This is a genomic window from Acinetobacter sp. NIPH 817 (genome assembly GCF_000368405.1).
Taxonomy (GTDB): Bacteria; Pseudomonadota; Gammaproteobacteria; order Pseudomonadales; family Moraxellaceae; genus Acinetobacter.
Genome location: NZ_KB849420.1, coordinates 1,442,341 through 1,467,673, shown reverse-complemented (window position 1 = coordinate 1,467,673; position 25,333 = coordinate 1,442,341). Strand labels below are relative to the sequence as shown.

General features: G+C 38.7%; 19 protein-coding genes. 7 read left to right on the top strand and 12 right to left on the bottom strand.

Annotation, left to right across the window (positions count from 1 at the left end):
• Positions 1-30: 30 nt before the first annotated feature.
• Positions 31-933: a LysR family transcriptional regulator gene (locus F968_RS10560; protein WP_004792913.1), complete on the bottom strand. Its 903-nt coding sequence runs from the start codon at positions 931-933 to the stop codon at positions 31-33.
• Positions 934-1,034: 101 nt separating this feature from the next.
• Between F968_RS10560 and F968_RS10555 the strand changes: the two genes are divergently transcribed.
• From F968_RS10555 to ahpF, 3 genes are all read left to right on the top strand, one after another.
• Positions 1,035-1,595, top strand: a complete 561-nt coding sequence (locus F968_RS10555; protein WP_004792911.1) for a chromate transporter — start codon at positions 1,035-1,037, stop codon at positions 1,593-1,595.
• Entirely contained in the window at positions 1,595-2,116 is a 522-nt protein-coding gene (locus F968_RS10550) for a chromate transporter (RefSeq protein ID WP_004792909.1), read from the top strand. Before F968_RS10555 ends, F968_RS10550 begins: the two co-directional genes overlap by 1 nt.
• A gap of 176 nt (positions 2,117-2,292) precedes the next feature.
• Positions 2,293-3,858, top strand: a complete 1,566-nt coding sequence (gene ahpF, locus F968_RS10545) for an alkyl hydroperoxide reductase subunit F (RefSeq protein ID WP_004792907.1) — start codon at positions 2,293-2,295, stop codon at positions 3,856-3,858.
• A gap of 53 nt (positions 3,859-3,911) precedes the next feature.
• Here ahpF and F968_RS10540 read toward each other — a convergent pair whose 3' ends face one another.
• From F968_RS10540 to F968_RS10505, 8 genes are all read right to left on the bottom strand, one after another.
• Entirely contained in the window at positions 3,912-5,918 is a 2,007-nt protein-coding gene (locus F968_RS10540) for an esterase/lipase family protein (protein WP_034596237.1), read from the bottom strand.
• Between the two features lie 116 nt (positions 5,919-6,034).
• Entirely contained in the window at positions 6,035-6,976 is a 942-nt protein-coding gene (locus tag F968_RS10535) for an ABUW_2363 family tetratricopeptide repeat lipoprotein (protein ID WP_004792902.1), read from the bottom strand.
• 105 nt (positions 6,977-7,081) lie between these two features.
• Entirely contained in the window at positions 7,082-7,897 is an 816-nt protein-coding gene (gene cysE / locus F968_RS10530) for a serine O-acetyltransferase (RefSeq protein WP_004792900.1), read from the bottom strand.
• On the bottom strand, positions 7,890-8,729 hold the full coding sequence (locus F968_RS10525) for an RNA methyltransferase (protein WP_004792899.1): 840 nt from the start codon (positions 8,727-8,729) through the stop codon (positions 7,890-7,892). Before F968_RS10525 ends, cysE begins: the two co-directional genes overlap by 8 nt.
• 14 nt (positions 8,730-8,743) lie before the next feature.
• Entirely contained in the window at positions 8,744-12,307 is a 3,564-nt protein-coding gene (gene dnaE / locus F968_RS10520; protein ID WP_004792896.1) for a DNA polymerase III subunit alpha, read from the bottom strand.
• A gap of 199 nt (positions 12,308-12,506) precedes the next feature.
• Positions 12,507-13,574, bottom strand: coding sequence for a type II asparaginase (locus tag F968_RS10515; RefSeq protein WP_004792894.1), 1,068 nt, complete (start codon positions 13,572-13,574; stop codon positions 12,507-12,509).
• Positions 13,575-14,262: 688 nt separating this feature from the next.
• On the bottom strand, positions 14,263-15,570 hold the full coding sequence (locus F968_RS10510) for a dicarboxylate/amino acid:cation symporter (protein ID WP_004792892.1): 1,308 nt from the start codon (positions 15,568-15,570) through the stop codon (positions 14,263-14,265).
• 476 nt (positions 15,571-16,046) lie between these two features.
• Positions 16,047-17,477 carry a pyridoxal phosphate-dependent aminotransferase gene (locus tag F968_RS10505; RefSeq protein ID WP_004792890.1) on the bottom strand — a complete coding sequence of 477 codons (1,431 nt, stop codon included), beginning with the start codon at positions 17,475-17,477 and terminating at the stop codon, positions 16,047-16,049.
• 238 nt (positions 17,478-17,715) lie between these two features.
• On the opposite strand from F968_RS10505, the gene msrB reads away from it, so the two are divergent.
• The 4 genes from msrB to F968_RS10485 all read left to right on the top strand — a co-directional run bounded on the left by msrB (position 17,716) and on the right by F968_RS10485 (position 20,159).
• A complete protein-coding gene (gene msrB / locus F968_RS10500; protein WP_004792889.1) occupies positions 17,716-18,135 on the top strand; it encodes a peptide-methionine (R)-S-oxide reductase MsrB in 420 nt (139 codons plus the stop codon).
• The gene (locus F968_RS10495) at positions 18,132-18,617 is read left to right on the top strand and encodes a glutathione peroxidase (protein WP_004792887.1); all 486 of its coding nucleotides are present in this window, start codon (positions 18,132-18,134) and stop codon (positions 18,615-18,617) included. The genes msrB and F968_RS10495 overlap by 4 nt, the downstream gene beginning before the upstream one ends.
• Positions 18,618-18,625: 8 nt before the next feature.
• Positions 18,626-19,462 carry an AraC family transcriptional regulator gene (locus F968_RS10490; protein ID WP_004792886.1) on the top strand — a complete coding sequence of 279 codons (837 nt, stop codon included), beginning with the start codon at positions 18,626-18,628 and terminating at the stop codon, positions 19,460-19,462.
• 64 nt (positions 19,463-19,526) lie between these two features.
• Positions 19,527-20,159, top strand: a complete 633-nt coding sequence (locus F968_RS10485; RefSeq protein ID WP_004792884.1) for a LysE family translocator — start codon at positions 19,527-19,529, stop codon at positions 20,157-20,159.
• Between the two features lie 58 nt (positions 20,160-20,217).
• On the opposite strand, the gene dapC is transcribed toward F968_RS10485, so the two are convergent.
• From dapC to purT, 3 genes are read right to left on the bottom strand one after another with little or no spacing between them, the layout of a single operon-like run.
• Positions 20,218-21,387 carry a succinyldiaminopimelate transaminase gene (gene dapC / locus F968_RS10480; RefSeq protein ID WP_034596620.1) on the bottom strand — a complete coding sequence of 390 codons (1,170 nt, stop codon included), beginning with the start codon at positions 21,385-21,387 and terminating at the stop codon, positions 20,218-20,220.
• A 25-nt stretch (positions 21,388-21,412) separates the two neighbouring features.
• Positions 21,413-24,076 (bottom strand): [protein-PII] uridylyltransferase, encoded by a 2,664-nt coding sequence (gene glnD, locus F968_RS10475; protein ID WP_004792881.1) that lies wholly within the window; start codon positions 24,074-24,076, stop codon positions 21,413-21,415.
• A gap of 27 nt (positions 24,077-24,103) precedes the next feature.
• Complete coding sequence (purT, locus tag F968_RS10470; protein ID WP_081399531.1) at positions 24,104-25,321, bottom strand: formate-dependent phosphoribosylglycinamide formyltransferase; 1,218 nt, start codon at positions 25,319-25,321, stop codon at positions 24,104-24,106.
• Positions 25,322-25,333 lie beyond the last annotated feature (12 nt).

The following is a 25,333-nucleotide window of genomic DNA, read 5'->3' as shown; positions in this document are numbered from 1 at the left end:
TAGAGCACTTTTTATTGAGTGTTTTTTAGACTAAGTCATTGTAGGTAATAGTTTTTGTAATAATTCAATAAAGTTGGAAACTTTGGCCGAATTTTCATTTTCTCTGGTAATCAAGTAAATGGGTGCATTCAGTTTTATTGAGTGATCAAACTCGCGATAAATAATTTCATGATCCCAAAAATTATGCATTGAGGCTGGCACAATAGTAATGCCAATTCCGGCAGCAACCAAATTTAATGTTGCGGTAGGACGCGGCGCTTCTTGAATAATGCGTGGACTAAAACCTGCCTGATAGCAACTATATAAAATATTGTCATATAAACCTTGTCCAGAAGAACGACGGTATAAAACAAAATTCTCATCTGATAAGTCACTTAAACTAATTTTCTCTTTTTGCGTAAGAGGATGTCCTATAGGCAATGCAACCACCATTGGCTCATCTAATATATGTAAGTGTTTTAACCCAATATCACGGCTGATCGGTGCTCTTAAAAAAGCAATATCTAGCTTTTCTGAAATTAACCAGTCCAGTTGTTTTTGACTGCCTGCTTCTTCAAGTTTGGTTTGTACTCCTGGATATATTTCCCGATATGAACGTAATACTAATGAGATAAGCGGATGTAAGCCGGCTGAACTAGTAAAACCAATATTAAGTTGTCCCGTTTTACCTTGGCTAACATCTTGGACTAATTGGGGTATATGTCTGGCATGTTCTAATAAAAGTTGTGCTTCTTTAAATAAGGCTAAACCTGCTTCTGTCGGCTCAATTCCACGCGGTTGACGAATAAGTAATTGAGTACCGAGTTCTTGTTCAAGTTTTTTGAGTAAACGCGTTAGAGGCGGTTGTTGAATAAACAAACGGTTTGCTGCATGAGTAATATTTCTTTCTTCAATTACCACCACAAAGGCATGAAGCTTATGTAAATCTAGCATAGGAATACCTTTAGGGTATGGTTAATGAAAATAAAAGCATTTGTAGATATATCATAAAAGTATCATTCTATCTTGGTCAGATAAAGTGAAAAGTAACGAAAATGAACCATGTTGAGATTGCCGTGCAGAAGGAGAGCGTACCGACCTGCACGGAGTTATTTTTAGGTTTTTTAACATTAGGTTTAATTGGATTTGGTGGTGTATTGCCTTTAGCACGTAAAGTTGTTGTAGAGCAAAGGCAGTGGCTAAGTCCTGAAAAATTCACTGAGTTACTGGGTCTATGCCAATTCCTACCAGGCGGCAATATCATTAATTTATCTGTTGCGATTGGTATGGAGTTTCGCGGTGTTCGGGGAGCGGTGAGTTCACTGATTGGCTTGATCCTTGCGCCTACGATAATTGTTGTACTTTTACACTATGTCTATGAGCAGTTCCAAGACAACCTTATGGTTAAGCATCTTTTCGAAGGATTAGCAGCAGCGGCGGCAGGACTTTTGGTTGCAACAGGTTTGAAAATGCTTAAACCATTATTACGTAATCCATTAGCGATGTGTGTGGTCGTATCTGCAATTGTCAGTATTGCCTTTCTAAAAGTTTCTCTACTTTTAACGATGGTGATTTTGTTATCGATCTATTCTGCCATCATTTGGAGACGTGTGTAATGGGTGCAGTTCTACTTACTTTAGCCATCATTTTTACTCAATTGTCTCTTATTGCATTTGGTGGTGGAAATACGATTTTGCCCGAAATGCAACGTCAGGTGGTTGATATTCACCATTGGATGACAGCACAAGAATTTAGTGCATTGTTCGCCATGGCTCAAGCAGCACCGGGACCGAACATGATGATCGTTCCACTGGTGGGATGGCATGTAGCAGGGTTGTCTGGTTTGCTTGTAACCTCTACAGCTAAATTTTTACCTTCATCGATTATTACTGTATTTGTAATGAGAGGTTGGTCAAAATTTAAAGATAAAAAATGGCGCCGTGTTTTACAGCTTGCTTTACAACCTGTCACTGTTGGAACGGTGCTTGCCAGTGCGTGGATTATTTCTGAGGCAGCAGCAATAAATACTTTACTTGTCATTATGGTAGTCATTGCAACTTTATTATCTTTAATTAAAAAAGTTCATCCCTTGCATGTCTTGATTGCTGGTGCGTTATTTGGTGTAGTTTTACTATAGTTTAACCAGTTTGCCGACCTGAGCTGGATGAGTTCAGGTTGGCTTTTTTTGATTGAAGTAAATAATAAAATCTAAAAAACCGATTAAATCTATAAAAACATACTGTTTTACCTATTTTATGTTTTAACGTACTATGCATCTATTGAAAGAATTTGGATGCATTGGAGTAAAAATAGATGTTAGATCAAAACATTAAAACTCAATTAAAAGCTTACTTAGAACGTTTAGAAAGTCCAATCGAATTAGTTGCTGCTTTAGATGAATCAGATAAAGCAGCTCAAATTAAAGAGTTGGTGAGTGAAATCGCTGAACTTTCTGAAAAGGTGACTGCCCGTTTTGATGGCAACAATACACGTCGTCCAAGCTTTGGTGTGGCTAAAGTAGGTGAACAACCTCGTGTGTTCTTTGCAGGCTTACCAATGGGCCATGAGTTTACATCTTTGATCTTGGCTCTGTTACAAGTGTCTGGCTATGCACCTAAAGTGTCAAATGAAGTGCTCAACCAGATTAAAGGCTTAAACCTCAAAGCCAACTTTGATGTGTTTGTATCGCTAAGCTGTCATAACTGTCCGGATGTGGTACAGGCGCTTAACCTGATCGCAATTTATAATCCGAACACCACAGCTACCATGATTGATGGTTCATTCTTCCAAGACGAAGTTGAACAACGCAAAATCATGGCTGTACCAATGGTATTCCAAGACAATGAACACATTGGTCAAGGTCGTATGACCCTTGAAGAAATTGTGGCAAAACTTGACACCAACTCAGCTGAAAAAGATGCAGCAGCACTCAATGCCAAAGATGCTTTTGATGTATTAGTGATTGGTGGTGGTCCTGCGGGTGCAACAGCAGCAATCTATGCAGCACGTAAGGGCATTAACACAGGTATCGTGGCTGAACGCTTCGGTGGTCAGGTGATGGATACCATGGACATTGAAAACTTCACGTCTGTACAAAAGACTCAAGGTCCTAAGTTTGCTGCTGAAATGGAAGCACACGTTCGTGAATACGATGTCGATATCATGAACCTGCAACGTGTTAGCAAAATCACAGGTGCCAACCAAACTGCAAATGGTCTGGTTGAAGTTGAACTTGAAAACGGTGCAAAACTTGAATCAAAAACTGTGATCCTTTCAACAGGTGCACGTTGGAGAGAAATGAATGTACCGGGTGAGCAAGAATACCGTACCCGTGGTGTCGCGTACTGTCCACACTGTGATGGCCCATTGTTCAAAGGCAAACGTGTTGCCGTGATTGGTGGGGGTAACTCAGGTGTTGAAGCTGCGATTGACCTTGCAGGAATTGTTGAGCATGTGACTTTGGTTGAGTTCGATACAAAACTACGTGCTGACCAAGTTTTGCAAAACAAACTGCATAGCTTGCCAAACACAACTGTGATTATGAATGCGTTAAGTACAGAAGTGTTAGGTGATGGCTCACAAGTGACTGGTCTTAAATATAAAGACCGTGCGACTGATGAAGAGCATGTTGTAGAGCTTGCTGGTATCTTTGTACAGATTGGTTTATTGCCAAACACTGACTTCTTGAAAGACAGTGAAGTTGAGTTAACCAACCGTGGTGAGATCATTGTGAATGACCGCAACGAAACCAATGTCAAAGGTGTATTTGCTGCGGGTGACTGTACGACTGTGCCTTACAAGCAAATTATTATTGCGACAGGCGAAGGTGCTAAAGCATCACTCTCTGCGTTTGATTACATCATCCGTTCTGGGCAGTAAACTTTAACGCCAAAACAAAAGAGCCAAAGGTTATCCTTTGGCTCTTTTTACTTTTAAGGTTTATATAAACCATGTTCGACTAAATGCTCTCGTAAAATACGGCGTAGCTCTAATACGGCTTGCGGAGTAAGCTGGATTGAATGTCCCCCTGGGAGAACTTTTTCAGACTTGGCACCTTCTAAGTGAGCACTCTTATAAGGAACAATACCATCCGTAATTACATTTGGATCATCGCTCTTGGTGATATTTCCCATAATTGAGTGAAAAACCAATCCTTTATGAGGGTTAATATTTTCTGTAAGTTCCATAAACTTGGACTGATGACTCAAATCGCTTGGACCATTTTGAATCAAGCCATTATCAATATTACCTAAGAAATCTTTAACATCTAGATTTTCGGTGGTGAGAGACGTTGCTACAGCTGACAAAAATGCACCGGGTAGGCGAATAATTTTACGAGCAGCTAAAGTAAACCAACGATCTGCATAATCTGTGCCTTTATGAGGCGATGCCAAGAATATTGCACGATCAAAATTATTGATTGAATGCATTTGCAATCGCTCAGTAACCATTGGATGTTTCTTGAAACGGTTTTGCTGACGAATCGTCATCAAATCTAAAGCAGGCTTAGTAATATCACCATCACTAACCAGTAACCGACTAATAATACCTCCCATACTATGGCCCACAAGAACAGCATTATGTGCAGCAGGATCATTTGGGTTCAAAGAACCAAAAGCTTGTTTAAGAAGGGCATAAGTTTGGAAACGGCTTTCCAAAATTGGCATATTGGTTGAATAGAAGACTTGCCAAACTTGATAATTATCTCTTAGAACAGTGTCACCCATAACATCATTGGTGAGTGCAATCCAAGCTTCGGGGCTACTTGCCAAACCATGGACTAACACAATAATTTTCTTATTTGGATTATACGGTTCAAGCATGTAGAGGTGCGGCATAGTTAAGTGCTGATCACGATCAATCAAACTTAAATAAGCTGCAACACCTAAATTATTTTCGGCTAACCATAAACCATAAGGTGCAGAAAAATTCGCTGCTAATGGATATTGTTTTCCTGCCACATTAATGTTGTCGGTACGGTAGGGGTCATAAACCCGAATCACAAATTCGGGGGTGTTTATAATTTCTTCAACAGTTGTTGCATGTTTAGGTTCTGCGACAATCGTGGCAGCCAAATAACGCGCATGATGAATATTAGGATTCATCCCATCTTTATAAGTATAGTTGAGGGGATCTAAAATATATTCGTTGGTTTCATTTTTCACAGTATTTGGAAAAACGGCCACAAACTCTGATCCAAAACCATCTCTACGGTTTATCGTTCTTAAACCAGAAAAGTTTAAGTTATAACTCGAAATTAACTTTTCTAGTTTTTGACCTGTAAGTTGTCGATGAAATTCAAAATCAATCGAATAGACACTTTTACCAATATGTATTTGAGGCTCTACAGTATCTTTTTTAGGATAGCGTAAATCATAAACACTCACCATTTTAGCAATCGCTTGATTGTAAAAGTCACGTATTTGAACTTGTCTATTATCAAAAATACGGTCGGCAGGTAAGCGTTTCGTTGCAAAAAGATAAGCATAGCTATAACGGATACTTTTATCGAGTAAATCTAATTGTTGGTCTAAACAATCATCATATTTATTTTGAATTATTTTTTGTTCCTCTTCGCCTCTATGCTTGCTAAATCTACTCACTTTACAATCTGAAGAATTTGACAAAGCCATCGCCTTGGCAAGATACATTTCACTGGCAGACGAGAGAAATTGTTCATCAAGAATCTGAGGAAGCTTTTTTAACTGGTTAACGCAAGTTTCAGGTGATTCGGTACATACCTTGGCTTCTTGACCTGACATTGATAAAACATTTAAGCTTGCTTCACTAAGTTTGTCTTGAGTGAGAATACTATTACGTTCATTTGCAATAGTTACATTCAAAGCTTGCTGTTTAACATTTACGACCTGACAACCACTCAGAATTGAACCGAGTAGCATGACCGTCAGTACTGTTTTGTTTCTTTTTATTGAAAACATTAGGGTCAAAATATAGTGGCTCAATGGTATGTAGATCATACAAATTTTAAAGTACTTTTCAAATGATCAAATAAAAAAAAGGGCTGTCAAAACAGCCCTTTTTATCTAAATTAAGCTTATTTCTTAGATGTAGCACTAGGCGTAGTTGCAGACATTGCAGGGTTAGTTAAAACTTGCCATACATTCCAACGGCCTTGTTTTTCAATTTCTTGAATTAAACGATCAGCAATTTCCGATTCATCTGGGTATTTAACTTTATAATTTTTAAGTGTCTGAATCGCGTTTTTCTTTTGCTCCATTGCAATATAGTTATTTGCAGCAGCTAGATATGCTTCTTGAACATTACCTTTAATGGCTTTATCTAAGTAAGGAATGGCTTCACGTTGACCACCACCTTCAGATAAACCGAAACCAAACCAGAAGTTCGTTTCTGCATCATCTGGGCTAATTTTTAAAAGTCTTTGAGCATATTCTAAAGATCTAGTGGTATGAACGGTACCTAAATCAAGATTACGCGCAAGAACACTTGCTTTGAAAGCACGAAGCAAAATATCAAATGATGCATTTGGGTTTGCAGCAAGTGTATCAAGTTGTTGTGTTACTTCTTTAAGTTTACTTTCGAAACCTTTACGTTCTTGGCGATCAGTAAAGCGAGGTGGGTAGTGACGAGCTTTGCCTTCTACTAACTGTAAAAAGTCGTCAATACTTGTAACATCAATTTCATTTTCACCAGCTAAAACAGCATATTTCATTGAACGCTGTGAATTATTTACAGTTGGAACAATCAATTTATTGACGTCGAGAGTAAGCTGTTTAGTTGGGTCATCTTGACGATTAACAACCATTTTGGTTACTGGCTGTGCAGCAGCGTCTTTTAAGGCAACTTCAAATGCTGGCGGTTGATCGTAGTTAAAAGGATTTAACGCATAAAAAGGAGGAGTAAGCTCTGGTTCCTTGAAAACAAAAGGCTCAATTTTTTGTTGTTTTACAGGTGCCATTGTACAAGCTGTTAAACTTGAAGTCGCAAGGATGATATATGCCAAAGGCTTAAAATTCATAGGATCTTCCGTTCATTTTAGTAAAGTCAGATTTGGTAGTGACAAGTCTAGAAAAAGCTAAACCGACATGCAAGAGTAAGCGTGTTACATTATGAATCAAGAATATTACGTTTTTGATATCTTGTTTTGTGCCCCACATTCACGACGCACTTCTTCAAGAATTTTTAGCTCTTCATCACTAAAAGGTTGTTCATCTTGACTTTCCTTTTTGAAGCTAGGATCTAGCTCTGATAAACGCTGACATAAATTATTCATACGCGTTTCATTGTGCTGAATACGATCAAGTAAAACGCGCATACCTTCTAAAATAGGGTCCGACTGATCAGCAGTTGTCGCATATGGGGCAAAACCAATACTTTGTGCATAATCGCGGCGACGTTCTTCATCTTTATCTTTAGTTTTGTCGGTATCTTTATAGATATAGCGAGCAGGGTTGCCTACAGCAGTCACACCGGCAGGAACAGCTTTGGTCACTACAGCATTCGAACCGACTTTTGCACCTTTACCTACAGTAAATGGACCCAAGATTTTCGCACCCGCACCAACCACCACGCCATCTTCTAAAGTTGGGTGACGTTTGCCGGTCTTCCATGTTGTACCACCTAAGGTTACCCCATGATAAAGCGTTACATCGTCGCCAATTTCAGCAGTTTCACCAATCACAACACCCATGCCATGATCAATAAAAAAACGCTTACCAATTTTAGCGCCTGGATGAATTTCAATACCTGTTGCAAAACGGCTAAATGAAGAAAGTAGGCGTGCCGCACCTTTACAATCTTTTTGCCATAATTCATGCGCGACACGATGCATCATAATTGCATGAATGCCAGGGTAGGTGGTAAGAACTTCGAGTGTATTGCGGGCAGCAGGATCTCGCGCAAATACAGCTTTTATATCTTCTTTAAGCTGCTTAAGCATTGGGTTGATCCTCCTTGTCAGATAATGCTTTTTTCCATTTACCACTTGTTAAAGCTTGTACGCGACTAAAAATACCGCGAAGTAAATGATATTCCATACGATCTAATTGTATACGACCAAATAAACGACGCAAGCGTAAAGGTAATAAACGTGGATTTTCTGGATCTAAAAATTCAATTTCAGTCAGCATTTTTTCAAGATGAGGATAAAACTCTTCCATTTGTTGCTGAGTCACCAAAGGTTCATCCCATTGCATGCTTTGGCCTTGAACTAATGGCATTTCATCTACATTCTGATCGACTTGCTCTTGCTCAAGAGCAGACATGCGAAGTTCGTAACATACAACTTGAATCGCTTGCGCAACATTTAATACGCCATAGTCTGGATTAACAGGAATCGTTAAATGATAATTTGCCAGTGCTAATTCTTCGTTTGTTAAGCCACGGTCTTCACGGCCAAAAACAATAGCAATTTGTTGTCCTTGAGATGTTGCCTTAATAGCTTCTTTAGCTGCAGGTCTCACATCCAGTAAAGGCCAAGGAATGGTACGACTACGTGCACTTGTTCCAAAGACCAAATGGCAATCTTTAATCGCATCTTCTAAGGTGTCTACAATCTCAAGGTGCTCAAATAAATCTTGAGCACCAGCAGCAAGCGCTTGTATATCTGGATGAGGATATGTTTTGGGTGCTACAAGAACTAATTTAATGAGTCCCATTGTTTTCATGGCACGTAAAGCACTGCCAATATTAGCAGGCAAAGTAGTATTTACCATGACAATACGCACTTGTGCTAATTGTTTTGACACGGTGGTGTGGTCAAACGAACTCATAAGATTTCCAGAAATTACGAATATTGAGAAACTTCGCTTTGGTATAAATCCAATGCATCGTCCATAGACATACCCGCAGGAGGAGGGGCAACAGCATGTGGACGAACAGGGTCTGCTGCTTTAGCTGCTTTCGACTTTACTTGATATTCAATATAAATATTATCTTTACCAAAATAATCTCTGAGTTTAGCAAGTAATTCATCTAGAGGAGCGACTTTCCATTGAGGACCAAACAGAAGCTCGGCTTGAGCATAAGGCTGGTCAATCTGTAACTGTAGAGTGATATGTTGATGCATATCTACATTGCAAAATGGCAAGATCATGTTTTGCAGATCTTTTGCCAATGTTGGCTGCATGAACTCTTCTGTTAATTTGATTTGAATACTATTAGCACGTTTTTGTCTTATTTCATTTAATGTGAAAGCCTTGGTTAAACGTCCCATTGGACGATCAAAGCCTTCTCGCTCATAGATTTCGCCTTCGAAAACTACAACACGTTCAACTTGCACAATATCTTTAAAACGTTGGAAACGTTCATGGTTACAGCTGACTTCAATACGTGCCGTGCCATCATCAAGTACAATGACCACACGGTTCGGGAAGTTTGCGACATCAATGACCAAACCTGCATAAACCGTTGTAACACCACGACGCGTCGCAGTAATTTCATTTAGTTTTACAGGAATAAAAGCTTTGAGTTCTTGTCGATAGACATCAATTGGATGACCCGTTAAATATAAACCAAGCGTATCTTTTTCGCCTTTGAGACGAACCTCGTCACTCCATGGTTTTACTGGTTTAGCTGGCTTGCGCTGAACTTCTTCAACCTCACCAAATAAATCCATAATTCCGCTTTCACGGTTACTTCGAGCTTGTTCAGCAGCTTGAACAGCTTCAGGCAATTGTGCCATTAAGCTTGCACGTTCAATTCCTAAGCAATCGAGTGCACCCGCGCGAATTAAAGCTTCAAGAGTACGCTTATTGATTTTCTTCAAATCAATACGATGGCAAAAATCGAATAAATCTGTATAAGGACCAAATTGTCGACGAGAGTCAATAACTGACTGCATTGCTTGTTCGCCGACGCCTTTAATTGCACCTAAACCGTAAACAATCGTTTTATCGTTACTTGCATGGAAGTGATAAGTCGACATGTTGACTGATGGTGGTAAGACTTCAAGATTATTGTTTCGACAGTCATCAATCAAAAATACAACACTGTCCGTGTTTTGCATTTCCGATGTCATTACCGCTGCCATAAACTCAGCAGGATAATGAGCTTTTAACCATGCAGTATGATAGGCAACTAGGGCATAAGCAGCCGCGTGAGATTTGTTAAAACCATAGCCTGCAAACTTTTCCATATAGTCAAAGATATGGTTTGCTGTACTTTCGTCAATCCCTTTTTCAGCAGCACCTTCTAAGAAGATTTGGCGCTGTTTGACCATTTCCTCGGGTTTCTTTTTACCCATTGCACGGCGTAATAAGTCTGCGCCACCTAACGTATAACCTGCACAGATCTGTGCAGTCTGCATCACCTGTTCCTGATAAACCATAATCCCGTAAGTTGGTTCTAATACACCTTCTAAAAGAGGATGGAGATATTCAAAATCTCCACCATGCATACGGTGGATAAAGTCAGGAATCAGATCCATTGGACCCGGACGATACAAGGATACGAACGCAATAATTTCTTCAAATTTGCTTGGACGTGCTTCTTTAAGCATCCGTTTCATACCGACGGATTCAAACTGGAATACCGCTGTCGTATTTGCATCTGCAAAGACAGAATAGGCTTTAGCGTCGTCTAGAGGAACATGCAAGATATTGAGTTGATCATTACTGTCGCGGTTTTTATTAATATTTTGAATCGCGTCTTCAATAACGGTTAAGTTACGTAAACCCAAGAAGTCGAACTTGACCAGACCCGCTGCTTCTACATCGTCTTTATCATATTGAGCAACACGGTTTGTTCCATCTGCATCACAAAGTACAGCCGAGAAATCGGTAATTTTACCTGGTGCAATAACTACACCTCCGGCATGTTTACCAGTATTTCGGGTTATACCTTCTAACTTTAATGCCATTTCCCAGATTTCGCTTGCATCGTCGTTATCTGGGTTAGATGGATTGGTCACAATATCTTTAAGCTGAGGTTCCATATCAATGGCGGTGGCTAAGTCCACACCGAGTGGTTTGGTAGGCACCATTTTTGAAATACGGTCAGCTAAACCGTAAGATTTACCCAATACACGTGCAACGTCACGGATTGCACCTTTTGCTGCCATGGTTCCGAAAGTTGCAATTTGTGAAACGGCTTCGCGACCATAAGTACGTGATACATAATCAATAACGCGGTCACGTCCGGCAATACAGAAATCGACGTCAAAGTCAGGCATCGATACACGTTCTGGGTTCAAGAAACGTTCGAAGAGCAGATCGTAACGAAGAGGATCAAGGTCAGTAATTTCTAAGCTATAGGCGACTAATGAACCTGCACCTGAACCACGACCTGGCCCGACAGGAACACCATTACTTTTTGCCCATCGAATGAAGTCCATGACGATGAGGAAGTATCCAGGGAAACCCATTTTCAGGATAATACCAACTTCATAATCAATTCGTTCATCGTAAGGCTTACGAATCTCTGGCCAGTCTTCGCCACGTTTTTCAACAGGGTAAAGATAATTTAAGCGTTCTTCCAAGCCCACTTTAGATAAATGTTCAAAATAAGTGTCGATGGTAAAACCATCTGGAATTGGATAGTCAGGTAAAAAGTAAGTACCGAGTTGCAGTTTAACGTTGCAACGTTTAGCAATATGATAGGTGTTCTCGATAGCACTAGGAATATCGGAAAACAATTCGATCATTTCATCTGAGGTTTTAAAGTGCTGCTCAGGACTATATATGCGTGGACGGCGATTATCTGCTAGTACATAACCATCAGCGATACAAACACGTGCTTCGTGTGCTTCGAAATCTTCTTTTTCTACAAAGTGCACATCATTATGTGCAACTACACCAATATTATATTGTGCAGCAAGCTTAGTTGCTTCTTGAATAAAGTCTTCTTCACCGGGACGGTCGGTACGTGTTAAAGCAAGATAAACACGATTACCAAATTTTTCGAGCCATGCTTCTAAAAGAGGAGCTGCTTTTTGCGGGTTAGATGAGCAAAGCATCTGACCAACATCACTATGCTGACCAAGTAAAACGATAATATCTTGATGCTGTTCAAGTATCCATTCTTTTTGTACACATGGAATACTGAGCTGTTGTCCTTCAATAAAACCGCGTGAAACAATTTCGGTTAGACTTTTCCACCCGACATCACTCATTGCAAGTAAGGTTGCACGGTGTTGAGCATCATCAAGGCGAATTGTGCTACCTAAAAGAGGCTTAATGCCTTTTTTTAAACAAGAATTATAAAACTTTACTGCCGCATGGAGATTAGAGAGGTCAGTTAATGCCAACGCAGGCATTTGGTCTTTAACCGCAGCATTGACCAAGTCAGGTATGCGAACTATCGACTCTGTAATCGAAAATTCTGTATAAATACCTAGATGAACAAACTGCATAAACCAATCCTTAATGCGACCGAAGCATAGTTTAACACGCAAAGTTAAAAGGAAATGGTTAATATTTTGGCAAACTGTTAAGGATTTTATTATTTAAGAAGAATGAGTTGAACATCTATTGTGCAGTTTTAATATAAAAGACATTATTTTTATAAAATATGACCAGCTCAAACACCAAGGTTTAAGCTGGTTGAAAAACTTAGTACTGCCAGAACATACGTTGAATTTCTTTAACGTCATTAGTCTTAGTAAGAGCTAATGCAGCAAGAATACGCGCTTTTTGAGGGTTTAAGTCATGTGCTGCTACCCAACCATATTTAGAGTCAGGTTGTTCTGCATCACGTAATACAAAACCTTGTGGAACACGTGATGAGCGGATAATTTGAATACCGTTCTTGTCGTGAAGATTTTGTAAAGTTGGTACGATATATTTTGGTACAGAACCGTTACCAGTACCTGCATTAATAATCGCTTTAGCGCCTGCTTTTGCATACGCTTCATATGCATCTGGAAGCATAGAGTCTGAACCGTAAACGATCTGTACAGTTGGAAGTGCATCGCCTTTAATATTTTCAATATTAAATTCTGAAGCATTTGTAAAACGTTTTACAGATTGTCTGAACCAGTATGGCTTGCCTTCAACTAACGTACCTAAAGCGCCCCATTGGCTAACAAAAGCATTTGTATGAATGTTAATGCCTTTAGTGACATCACGCGCTGCAAAAATAGAGTCGTTCATAAGAACCATAACGCCTTTATTTTTTGCATCATCAGAAGCAGCTAAAGCAACTGCGCTATAAAGGTTAAGTGGTCCGTCTGCTGAAAGAGCAGTTGAAGGACGCATTGAACCAACAAGTACAATAGGTTTATCAGTGTGAACAACTAGATTTAAGAAAAACGCTGTTTCTTCTAAAGTATCTGTACCGTGAGTAATCACGACACCATTAACAGATGGTTTTTTTACCAGTTCATTTACTTGACGAGCAATTTCCAATAATTCCTTATCAGTAATACTCTCAGAAGCGATTTGTAATGCTTGAATACCGGTGACATTCGCCAAATCTTTGATTTGTGGAACAGCATTAATTAAGGCATCAACTGGAACTTTTGCAGCAGTATAGGTTGCACTGTTTGCTGAGCTTGCGCCAGCACCCGCGATAGTACCGCCAGTGGCTACAACAACTACATTATTTTTTGCGTAAAGTGGGAGAGAGCAGGCCAATAAGCCCATCGCTAAACCTAAAGATTTAACAGTTTTAGTCAACATCGAAAATATCCTTATGAAGTGACGAAAGTAAAAAAGTTTGTCGAATATGTCAGCTTTTCCTAAGCAAAACACATACCATGTAAAACATATTCGTAACTTGTTTGAATAAGAAGCATCCCTGAATAGCATTTTGTTTCATCAACAATTGCTTAGTCATTGCCTTTATTTAGCGTTAATAAATATCATGAATAAAATAAAAAATCTATTAAGTTTTTCTAATTTATCTTAATTTTTTTTGTTTTTAATATAAAGGAGGTAAATAATTTTATCACTATTATAAAATTTAAAAATAATGGGTTTGATATAGTTTTTATTTACCATTTGGTATTTATATGTTATTGATTATATATAATATTATTTATTAATAAAATTATATGGATTTTTTGATAGTTAAACTAAATAGTAATTTCAATAGTTTAATATAATTAATTATTAATGAAATGAATTAAAAATTAATCAATTGATGTTTATTTCTAAGAATATAAATTCTGTTTGGGTGATTTTTATTCTCTTTTTAAGGTTTATTTTAAGAAAATTTAATAGAAGTGAAAATACATTATTTAGTTCATTATTTAATATGGAAATACACATAAATTTTTATTGTTTAATTTTAGAATAAAAAGAAGAGCAATTTTATAAGGTCATATAAAATTGCTCTTAAGTTGGGAGAGTGGGAGAAAAGAGAAACTTAAGCGGTTGTTTGTTCTTGAGTTGATTTAATTAATACAGGCTCTGGTAGCTCTTCAGTATCTGCTACTTTTTCGCCTTCAAGCTTAGCAACAACAGCGGTAGCAATACTGTTGCCTACTACGTTTGTGGCAGTACGACCCATGTCAAGGAACTGATCGATACCAAGCAATAAAAGAATACCAGCTTCAGGTAAATGGAACATGGTGAGTGTTGCTGAAATAACTACAATTGAAGCTCGTGATACACCTGCAATACCTTTACTTGTTACCATTAGAGTTAGCAGAATTAAGATTTGTTGAGTGAAGCTAAGATCGATGTTGTAAGCTTGAGCAATAAAGAGTACCGCAAATGTGGTGTACATCATTGAACCATCTAGGTTAAATGAATAACCCAACGGTAATACAAAGCTAGTCACCTTTTTAGGTACACCAAATTTATTGAGTGCATCCATTACTTTAGGGTAGGCAGATTCACTTGAAGCTGTAGCAAAAGCAAGAGTTACAGGTTCACGAATGAGTTTACCTAAGCGGAAAATATCTTTTTTAAGTACGATTGCACCAACAGAGAACAAAATGATCCAAAGTAGCAGAAGACCGAAATAGAACTCAGCGATTAAAATGCCGTAGTCAACAATCAAGCCTAAACCTTGTACTGTAATTGCTGAAGCGATTGCAGCAAATACTGCAAAAGGTGCAAACATCATGACGTAATCAGTAATACGGAACATGATCTTGCTAAGTTCTTCAGTCAAACGAACAAAAACAGACCCTTTCTCGTTGCCTTGATTTACAAAAGCAAGTGCCGAACCAAAGAAAATTGAGAAAACAAGTACTTGTAAAATATCGTTATTTGCCATTGCTTCTGCAATACTGCGTGGAAACACATGACTTAAGAATGATTGCAGCGTAAAGCCAGTGGTCGCTGGGAGAGAAGCGCCACTAAGTTGTTGAGCTGTTGGTAGTGCTAAATCTAGAGCTGCACCAGGTTGGAAAAAGTTTGCTAAACCCATTCCGATAGCAAGCGATACAAACGAAGCAGTAATGAACCAAGTCATTGACTTGAGTGTGATACTACCAATTGATGTAGATTTCCCCATTGATACAATGCCTGAAACAATTGTGGCAAATACCAATGGAGCAATAATCATTTTGATGAGGCGTAAAAAGATGTCTGTGCCGATGCTGAAATAAGAAGCGATCTGTTTGAGTTGTTCGCCCTCATTGAAGAAGTGGTGACAAATCCAACCTGTCAGTACGCCAAGTAAAATAGCAATAACAATATACTTGAGCAATTTCTTTTGCTTCATATGAACCTCTATCCATTTGATTCAATCATTCTTTGATGGGATTTGAATGATTGAAAGCTTTCCTTGTTAGTTCAGTCCGGTCGTTCTACCGATTTTATCTTCCTAGATACCTGTATCTGTTTTAACCGAATCGAATATGGTGATGTTGTTATGGAGGGGGATTGTTGCTCGATTTTGAAGCAGTGTGAAATGCAAAAAAATATTGATCCATGCATTTTTTGCATAATGAAGATTGGGCGAAATGTGAAATTACGCACAAATTTAAACGTATGGTAAAAAATATAGAAATAAATTGTTAAACAGAATTTAAAGATTAAATAAATTAAATTTTTAATAAAAGTTATTTAAATTCAATTTTTTATTTTAGGGAAAATGAAAGTGTGGAGGTGTTTATAATTATTCTTTTCTTAAATTAGTTAAATAAAATTATCAAAAAAGGCATCCAATTTAAGATGCCTTTTTTGATATGCATTTTTTTAACGACGATTGGCTAAGAAACGACCTAAACGAGTGATTGCCTCTCGTAATTCATTTTCGGCCGGTAAGAAAACCACACGGAAATGATCTGGAGTTGGCCAATTAAAGCCCGTACCTTGTACCAGTAACACTTTCTCTGCACGTAACAAATCAAGCATTAATTTTTCATCATCTTCAATTGGATAGATGTTTGGATCGAGGCGAGGGAAGCAGTACATTGCTCCATCTGGTTTTACACAGCTTACACCAGGAATTTCATTTAGCATTTCCCAAGCAATATTACGCTGTTCGTACAAACGACCACCTGGACGAATCAGGTCATTAATTGATTGATAACCGCCTAAAGCAGTTTGAATCGCATATTGAGCTTGAACGTTTGCACATAGGCGCATTGACGCCAACATATCTAAACCTTCGATATAGTCAGCAGCGCGGCTTTTATCTCCGGTAATTGCCATCCAGCCTGAACGGAAACCTGCAATACGATAAGCTTTTGATAAACCATTAAAAGATACGCAAAGCTGGTCGCCAGCTAATGAGGCTACTGAAACATGTTCAATGCCGTCATAAATAATTTTGTCGTAAATTTCATCAGCAAATAAAATTAGATCATATTTTTTTGCCAGCACTACAATTTGTTCAAGAATATGACGTGGATAGACTGAACCAGTAGGGTTGTTCGGGTTAATGATGACAATACCGCGAGTATTCGATGTAATCTTGCTTTCAATGTCAGCAATATCTGGATACCAGCTATTTTCTTCATCACATTTATAGTGAATTGCTGTACCACCTGAAAGATTAACAGCTGCTGTCCAAAGCGGATAATCCGGCATTGGAATCAACATTTCGTCGCCATCATCAAGCAAGCCTTGCATCGCCATTACAATAAGTTCAGACACACCATTACCAATATACACGTCATTCACGTGCATATTTAGGATGCCTTTTTGTTGATAATACTGGCAGATAGCTTTACGTGCTGGAAAGATACCTTTTGAGTCAACATAACCAATCGCATTTGGTAGGTTTAAAGCAACGTCATTAATAATTTCTTGTGGAGCTTCAAAACCAAACGGAGCAGGGTTGCCGATATTGAGCTTGATGATTTTATGTCCTTGCTCTTCCATTTCATTGGCGGCTCGTAATACTGGTCCGCGAATGTCATAACAAACATGCTCAAGCTTCGATGATTTCTTTATTTCTCGAGAAGTTGGCATGGATTGGAGGATAGCAGTATTTTTAGACATAGCTGGATTCACTTTTGCATATCGGTATAAATAACTTTTAAATGTTTTAACTGTTACCAAATTCAGATCGTGTTGATCTTTTAGTAATTCAACAATTTTTTCATGGGTAAAGCCCGATTGCTGATACTGTTTGATAACTGGTAATAGTTGCTGGAAAAGCACACTTTTTTTCTGAGACATGTTTTGTCCTATACAACCGTGCCGAACAAGAATAGCACCATCTTTGCTTCCTTGGAAGAAAATAAAATATAAATTTGCTTACTTTTAATTTTGAATTTTGCTTACCTTTTGCTTTCTATTGCTTAGGTGATTAAATTCCAACAAATTTTACGTTCAGAGACTAGTGTTTTTGCGAGGAATGGCGTAAATATAAAACTCAATCATCAGAAATGTTTACTTCAGAATAAAGGTGCATGTCATGGGAAAAGTCAATAAAACAGACCGGGAATGGCAAAGAGAGTTATCACCAGAAGAGTATCGGATCACACGACAAAAGGGCACTGAACCTGCATTTACGGGGCAATACTGGAATACTAAGCAACATGGCACCTATGTCTGCCGTTGCTGCGGTGCAGAATTGTTCTCATCAGATACTAAATATGACAGTGGTTGTGGTTGGCCTAGCTTCTTTAAACCGATTGAGCCAACTGCAATTGAAGAACATGACGATTTATCGCATGGTATGGTCAGAACAGAAATTGTTTGTCATGATTGCGAAGCCCATTTAGGGCATGTTTTTGAAGATGGACCACAGCCGACTGGTTTGCGCTATTGTGTAAACTCGGCATCATTACAACTTAAATCACAAGAAAAAAATGATGAGGAAACCTATCCATGAGTAATATTTATCAGTTTGAAGCTGAACTGTTAGAGGGTGAAGTTAAGCAATTAGCTGATTACAAAGGTAAAGTTTTACTAATTGTAAATACTGCAAGTAAATGTGGTTTTACACCACAATTTGCTGGCCTTGAAAAACTTTATGAGAAATATAAAGATCAGGGCTTGGAAGTTTTAGGGTTTCCCTGCAACCAGTTTGGCGGGCAAGATCCGGGTAATAATAAAGAAATCGGTACGTTCTGCCAACGCAACTATGGGGTGAAATTCCCGATGTTTGCAAAAGTAGATGTAAAAGGACCAGAAGCCCACGTGATTTTTAGATATTTGACGCGTGAAGCGAAAGGCATTTTAGGCAGTAGTACTATTAAATGGAACTTTACTAAATTTTTGGTAGGGAGAGATGGCACAGTGCTTAATCGCTATGCTCCTACGACTAAACCAGAAGCATTAGAAGCTGATATTGAAAAAGCATTAGCAAGTTAATAAATTGAATGAACGCTATTCCTCAAGCATTTGAGTTTTGGCAAGATGGGCGAATGCCTTATGTTGAAGCCAGAAAATCTTGTTTTAGTCGAACATGTTATAAGTCTCATAGTCATCCAACATTTTCTATTGGAGCTATAGATGAAGGGAATAGCGTTTTTCAAAGTTCATTTGGTACAGCACAAAAGATTTCTGCTGGTACCTTAGTCATTGTACCTGCGCACATAGAACATTCTTGTAACCCATTACCTGATCAGGCTTGGAGTTACCAGATGTTGCATCTGGATATATCTTGGCTTAATCAATGGTATGCCGAATTTCAAAAAGAGGGCTTTGATTTAAATTTACCCCAGCATAAACCTCTCATTATTAAAGATGAGTCTTTATATCAGGCTTTTTCTGGGATGAATAAAACTTTATTTGACTCTCAAAGATTGATTCTTGAAAAAGAACAGTCGCTTATCTATTGCCTTACTCAGTTGTTACTCCCTCATTTTATATTAGAAGAAATACAGAAAACTCAATATTTGTATGAGGACTTCTTGGACTTAATTCATATTATTAAATCATCCGAACGATTTATTTCTCTAGAAGAGCTTGCACAGCAGGTAGGTCTTAGTCGATATGCAATTATTCGCCTATTTAAAGCTAATGTTGGCTTAACACCCCATGCATTTCAAATTAATTTAAAGATTAATCAAGCCAGAGCTCAATTGAAACAAGGGATTTCGCTTGTGGAGTTGGCAGTAAGTTTGGGCTTTAGTGATCAGAGCCATTTTCATAAAGCCTTCAAAGCGCATACTGGAATCACTCCTCGTCAGTTTCAACTGGCAGCCGCGCAATAATTTACAATAAATTATTTTTCTCTATTTTTAAGCTATTCCATACAGTTTTAAAGATGAAATCGTTATGGAAGTTTTTTTAGTTATTGCCTTTACTCACTTTTTAGCGCTGCTATCTCCGGGACCTGATTTTTTTCTTATCCTCACCAGTCTTTTGCAAAAGGGGGTACGCTATACATATGGTGTCATTGCAGGAATTACGTTTGGCAATGCCTTAATCTTAATGGCATGTATGTTTGGATTTATGTTACTTGGAAATTTGAGTACGACCATTCTTTTAGTACTTAAGTGGCTTGGGGCAGGGTATTTGGTTTATTTGAGTTATCTTTGTTTTAAGGCTGCTCGCGCTGGCACCTTAACTTTTGCTACTGAAAAAAATGATTTGATTGATCAAGAGTATCAACATCAGGATAAAGTTAAGAGCTTAATGTTGGGAATACAATCTAGTCTTCTTAATCCCAAAAATATTATGTTTTATAGTAGCTTAATGCTGCTTATTCAGCATCAATTTAGTTTAGTTCAAAAATTTCTGATGAGTACGTGGATGACTGGAGTCGTACTTGGTTGGAACTTACTGTTGGTTCGGTTATTGCTTCAAAATCGAGTTCTAGAACAGATTAAACGTTCAGCGATAGGCTTATATTATTGTTCTAGTCTGGCTTTTATATGTTTTGCAATCTTACTCATTGCTTATAGTTAATGTCGGTTGTATAGCCTTCATGCTAAATAATTATGAAGGCTATACAACTTATGTATGCTTAAAGAATTGCTTTTAAACGCTTAACTACTTCTTCGCATTGCGCTAAATCGGCAACTAAAGCCATACGTACATGATTTTCCCCAGGGTTACCTTGATCTGTGTCACGAGATAAATAACGACCCGGTAAAATTTTAATATGGGCTTTTTCCATTAACATCTTGGCAAAAGTTTCATCGTTATCGACTTTTAACCAATAATAGAAACCTGCATCTGGCTTTTGCAGAGGTAATAAGTGACCTAGTTCGTTTTGAAATAAATCAAACTTTGCACGATATTGCTTACGGTTTTCTTCAACATGGTTTTCATCATTCCATGCCGCAATTGATGCAAGCTGATGTTGAACAGGCATTGCTGCACCATGATAGGTACGGTATTGCAAATATGGTTTTAATAATTCTGCATCACCCGCTACAAAACCCGAGCGTAAACCCGGTAAGTTTGAGCGTTTAGAAAGTGAATGAAATACGATACAGTTTTTATAGTCATCACGACCAAGTTCTGCACATACTTCTAATAAACCAGTAGGTGCTTGCTCGAACCAAAGTTCTGAATAACATTCGTCAGAAGCAATAACAAAATTATATTGATCAGATAACGCGATTAGCTTTTTGAATTGTTCTTTAGAAAGCACAGTGCCAGTTGGGTTGCCCGGCGTACATACAAAAAGAAGGGCAGTTTTTTCCCATACTTCTGCGGGTACAGCATCAAAATCACCTAAGTAACCATTTTCTTCGGTGCAATTGATGAAATAAGGTTTTGCGCCCGCAAGTAGAGCTGCGCCTTCGTAAATTTGATAAAACGGATTCGGCATTACCACATACGGAGCATCTTCACGGTTAATGAGCGCCTGAACAAATGAGAAAATCCCTTCACGCGTACCAGATACTGGCAAAATGTGGTTTTCAGCACTAATGCTATTAAGTTTAAAGCGCTTAGTGAGCCAGTCTGCAATACTTTGGCGAAGCTCAGGTAAGCCTTTGCTGTTTGGATAAGTTGATAGATGATTGAAGTTGTCAATAATTGCCTGTTTAACAAACTCTGGTGCTGGGTGCTTTGGTTCACCAATTGATAGAGGGATCAAGGGAAGGTTAGCAGGAGTAGTATCCTTAAAAAGCTGGTTTAACTTTTCAAATGGATATGGGTGCAATAACGACAAGCTAGAGTTCATTAAACAGTTACCAAGTAGTTGAGTTTCAGTGCTGACAAATTTGATTAGATGCTTCATCTAATGCAGCTTTAAGCTTTTCCGAGAAGAGTTTAACCTCTTCGTTATTTAACGGTTTTCCATCTTTTTTCGTGACAAAGAAAATATCTTCTGCACGTTCACCTAAAGTTGCAATTCTAGCTGAATGGATGTCTAAACCTTGCATCATAAATAAGCCACCTACACGTGCAAGTAGGCCGGGGTGATCGAGTGTTGAAATTTCAACCATATTTTGCTGTAACGCTTCATTCAATGTTACGTCAACTGTATTTTCAATATCGAAGTGACGTAGTTGACGTGGAATACGGCGTTGCATAAGTCCCGGATATTGGTCTGGCTGACTAAGCGCCTTCACTAATGCGGTTTTAACCGTTTCTTCGCGTTCGGGGTCGGTTAGCAATGTACCAAAGCGATCCAGCACCACATAGGTGTCTAAACTAAATGCGGTACTTGCTGTGATAATTTTTGCATCCTGAACGTCTAAGTTCATACGGTCCAAAACTGCCACAGTTGTTGCAAAAAGATTGGGTTGGTCGCGCGTATATATAAAGATTTGCACGGCATCTTGCGCAGCTTTACGGTGAGCACGTAAGAGTACTAATGGCTCTGGATTATCGCCGTGTTTCAAAATTGCTTGAGTGTGCCATGCAATTTCATCTGCCGATTCTTTAATGAAGTATTCATCGCCCAGTTCTTGCCATACTTTTTCAACGTCTGCCAATGAGAAGTTATTTACCAGTAATTCGCTTGCTGCAAATTTGGTGTCTTCAATCAGCATTTGATAGTCAACAGGACGACTTAAACCTGTACGAATGACATCACGGGCATGCGTATAAAGTTGACGCATAAGCGAGGCACGCCATGTATTCCACAGTTTTGGATTTGTCGCATTAATATCTGCAACTGTTAAGGTATATAAATAATCAAGATGTTCCATATCGCCAAGTTTTTCGGCAAAATCTTTAACAACATCCGGATCGGAAATATCCTTTTTCTGAGCTGTTAGCGACATGAGCAAATGGTTGTGGATGAGCCATGCAATTAATTTACATTCACGCTCTGTAAAACCGTGCGCACGTCCAAACTCGATCGCGTCTTCTGCACCAAGTTCACTATGGTCTCCACCGCGACCTTTGGCAATGTCATGAAATAATGCAGCTATAAATACAATATCTTGACGGGCGAGACGTTGGAAAACTGAGCTTACAACAGGGAATTCTTTGGCAAATTCAGGTTCTTTAAAACGGTTTAAATTGCGCAGTAATAATAATGTGTGAGCATCAACTGTATAGATATGGAATAGGTCATATTGCATAAGGCCCATAATCTGACCAAAGGCTGGAATATAGTTTCCTAAAACACCATATCGTTTCATCGCAACCAAAGTATCGTATAGACGATAAGGCGAGCGAATGATTGACATGAATAGGGCTTGATGCTCAGGGTTATCTCGAAAATTTTGGTTAATACGTTTTGCAGCAAGAATAAGTAAGCGTAAAGTACGAGCGCGAATACCTTCAATATCTGGTCGATTAGCCAAAATATAGAATAGTTCTAAAATAGCACTTGGATGTTCTGCGAAGATTTTGTGGTGCTGTACGGCAAGTTTATTGTCGACAATCTTAAAGTGGTCATTAACGACTTCAATTTTACGTTCGTAATTTGGTAAGCGTGGAGTAATAACTGATTCGCTAAAATAGGCCAATAACATTTCATTGAGTGTTGAAACCTGTTGGGCCGTACGGTAGTAGCGTTTCATGAACTGCTCAACACCGTAGTTTACAGGCTGACCTTCTTGACGGGCGTAACCAAATTGAGCCGCAATTTCTCTTTGATGATCGAACAGAAGACGGTTTTCATCACGCTTCGCTAAGCGATGTAAATGGTGACGAATTTCCCAAAGAAAACTTTCAGCTTCTTCTAAAACGTTTAATTCAAATTCTGAAATAAAGCCTAAATGAACTAAGTCATAAATGCGGTTTACGCGGAAATGACGCTTAGCAATCCAACCAATCTGGTTAATATCACGAATGCCGCCAGGCGCATTTTTAATGTCAGGTTCTAAGTTGCTTTCAGTATTGTTGTGTTGGTGGTAACGCTTGGCTTGTTCAGCCATTTTTGCATCAAAAAAGGTTTTGTCTGTCCACGTTTGCGAAACAATACGACGCGGCCATTTTGCAAGTTGATTATTACCGGTAATTAAACGAGCTTCGATGAGTGTAGTTGCAACAGTTAAATCGGTAGCAGCTTGTTCAACACAACTTTGAATGGTGCGAACGCTAATGCCGGGTTTAAAGTTTCCAACGTCCCATAATGAAGAAATAAAAGTAGAGATACGTTTTTCATTTTCTTCGTTAATTTCATGTTCCGATAAAATCATTATATCAACATCGGAATAGGGCAACATTTCACGGCGCCCATAACCACCTACAGCAAAAAGACCTAGCCCTGTCTGATCAAGTTCAGCATGTTTCCATAAAAAGATCAGTGCTTCGTCAACGAGGTCTGAGCGTGCTTTAATCACTTCCCGGATAGATTGCCCATTTTCATATGAATCCTGCAATTGCTTTTCTACATCCGTTCGCCATTGATTAATGGCTTTAATATCATGATGGCTTGTAACGTAGTTCAGCAATGGCGATGTATTGATCATGAAAATGGGTCTACCAAAAAGTAAATATTAAGAGTTGGTTTTTACGCTTACTTGATCAGCGGTTTCTTTCGCTAAAGTACGAGCAAGATCAGTATTTTCTGCACGAGCAGTTGCTACACCCATACGACGTCGTTTGAAACCTTCTGGTTTACCAAACAAGCGTAAGTCGGTATGTGGGTTGGCTAATGCCATATTTAAGCCGCTGTAGCTTAAATTGTTGGCATCGACCCCCGCATAAATAACTGCACTAGCAGCAACACTATGGCGAGCTGTATTTACTGGCAATCCTAAAATTGCACGAGCATGCAGTTCAAATTCGCTTTGAAATTGTGATGCTAAAGTCACTAGGCCAGTATCATGTGGACGAGGTGAAACTTCACTAAACCAAACCTTGTCGCCTTTAATAAACAGCTCTACACCAAAAATACCACAACCACCCAGCGCTGTTGTCACTTTATTTGCAATACGTTTTGCTTCTTCAAGTGCAGCCGCAGTCATTGGTTGAGGCTGCCAGCTTTCTACATAATCACCGGCATCTTGGCGGTGACCAATTGGGTCACAGTAGTGAGTTTCAATTTCGCCAGTTTCAGGATTTTTAGCACGAACGGTAAGTAATGTAATTTCAAAATCAAAATCAATTTGAGATTCAATGATGACCGTACCTTGGTTAACACGACCACCTTGCATCGCATATTCCCAAGCAGCATCGACTTCATCGAAACTTTTTACACGAGACTGACCTTTACCTGAAGATGACATTACTGGTTTTACAAAGTTTGGATAACCAATATCGTCACAAGCAGCACGGAAGCTTTCTAGTGAGTCAGCAAAGCGGTAAGCAGAGGTAGGTAAACCAAGTTCTTCAGCTGCAAGACGACGAATGCCTTCACGGTTCATGGTCAGGTTTACAGCTTTAGCAGAAGGAATAACCGTGGCAGTTTGGCTCGCTTCAATTTCAAGCAAAACTTCTGTAGCGATGGCTTCAATTTCTGGAACAATTAAATTCGGTTTAATTTTCTCGATGAGTTGTTTTAACTCAGTTGGATTAGCCATATTTAACACATAAGAAAAATGTGCAACTTGCATGGCTGGTGCATGATCATAACGGTCGGCTGCATGTACTTCTACACCAAGACGTTGTAAAGAAATTACAACTTCTTTGCCAAGCTCTCCTGAACCTAACAATAAAACTTTAAATGCAGAAGATTGAAGTGGGGTACCGAGTGTCACGCTCATGCGAATCATCCTGACAAAATT

Excerpts from the sequence above, each read along its gene's own strand:
- F968_RS10560 (WP_004792913.1), bottom strand. The coding sequence starts at position 933 with ATGCTAGATTTACATAAGCTTCATGCCTTTGTGGTGGTAATTGAAGAA.
- F968_RS10555 (WP_004792911.1), top strand. The coding sequence starts at position 1,035 with ATGAACCATGTTGAGATTGCCGTGCAGAAGGAGAGCGTACCGACCTGC.
- F968_RS10550 (WP_004792909.1), top strand. The coding sequence starts at position 1,595 with ATGGGTGCAGTTCTACTTACTTTAGCCATCATTTTTACTCAATTGTCT.
- ahpF (WP_004792907.1), top strand. The coding sequence starts at position 2,293 with ATGTTAGATCAAAACATTAAAACTCAATTAAAAGCTTACTTAGAACGT.
- F968_RS10540 (WP_034596237.1), bottom strand. The coding sequence starts at position 5,918 with ATGTTTTCAATAAAAAGAAACAAAACAGTACTGACGGTCATGCTACTC.
- F968_RS10535 (WP_004792902.1), bottom strand. The coding sequence starts at position 6,976 with ATGAATTTTAAGCCTTTGGCATATATCATCCTTGCGACTTCAAGTTTA.
- cysE (WP_004792900.1), bottom strand. The coding sequence starts at position 7,897 with ATGCTTAAGCAGCTTAAAGAAGATATAAAAGCTGTATTTGCGCGAGAT.
- F968_RS10525 (WP_004792899.1), bottom strand. The coding sequence starts at position 8,729 with ATGAGTTCGTTTGACCACACCACCGTGTCAAAACAATTAGCACAAGTG.
- dnaE (WP_004792896.1), bottom strand. The coding sequence starts at position 12,307 with ATGCAGTTTGTTCATCTAGGTATTTATACAGAATTTTCGATTACAGAG.
- F968_RS10515 (WP_004792894.1), bottom strand. The coding sequence starts at position 13,574 with ATGTTGACTAAAACTGTTAAATCTTTAGGTTTAGCGATGGGCTTATTG.
- F968_RS10510 (WP_004792892.1), bottom strand. The coding sequence starts at position 15,570 with ATGAAGCAAAAGAAATTGCTCAAGTATATTGTTATTGCTATTTTACTT.
- F968_RS10505 (WP_004792890.1), bottom strand. The coding sequence starts at position 17,477 with ATGTCTCAGAAAAAAAGTGTGCTTTTCCAGCAACTATTACCAGTTATC.
- msrB (WP_004792889.1), top strand. The coding sequence starts at position 17,716 with ATGGGAAAAGTCAATAAAACAGACCGGGAATGGCAAAGAGAGTTATCA.
- F968_RS10495 (WP_004792887.1), top strand. The coding sequence starts at position 18,132 with ATGAGTAATATTTATCAGTTTGAAGCTGAACTGTTAGAGGGTGAAGTT.
- F968_RS10490 (WP_004792886.1), top strand. The coding sequence starts at position 18,626 with ATGAACGCTATTCCTCAAGCATTTGAGTTTTGGCAAGATGGGCGAATG.
- F968_RS10485 (WP_004792884.1), top strand. The coding sequence starts at position 19,527 with ATGGAAGTTTTTTTAGTTATTGCCTTTACTCACTTTTTAGCGCTGCTA.
- dapC (WP_034596620.1), bottom strand. The coding sequence starts at position 21,387 with ATGAACTCTAGCTTGTCGTTATTGCACCCATATCCATTTGAAAAGTTA.
- glnD (WP_004792881.1), bottom strand. The coding sequence starts at position 24,076 with ATGATCAATACATCGCCATTGCTGAACTACGTTACAAGCCATCATGAT.
- purT (WP_081399531.1), bottom strand. The coding sequence starts at position 25,321 with ATGATTCGCATGAGCGTGACACTCGGTACCCCACTTCAATCTTCTGCA.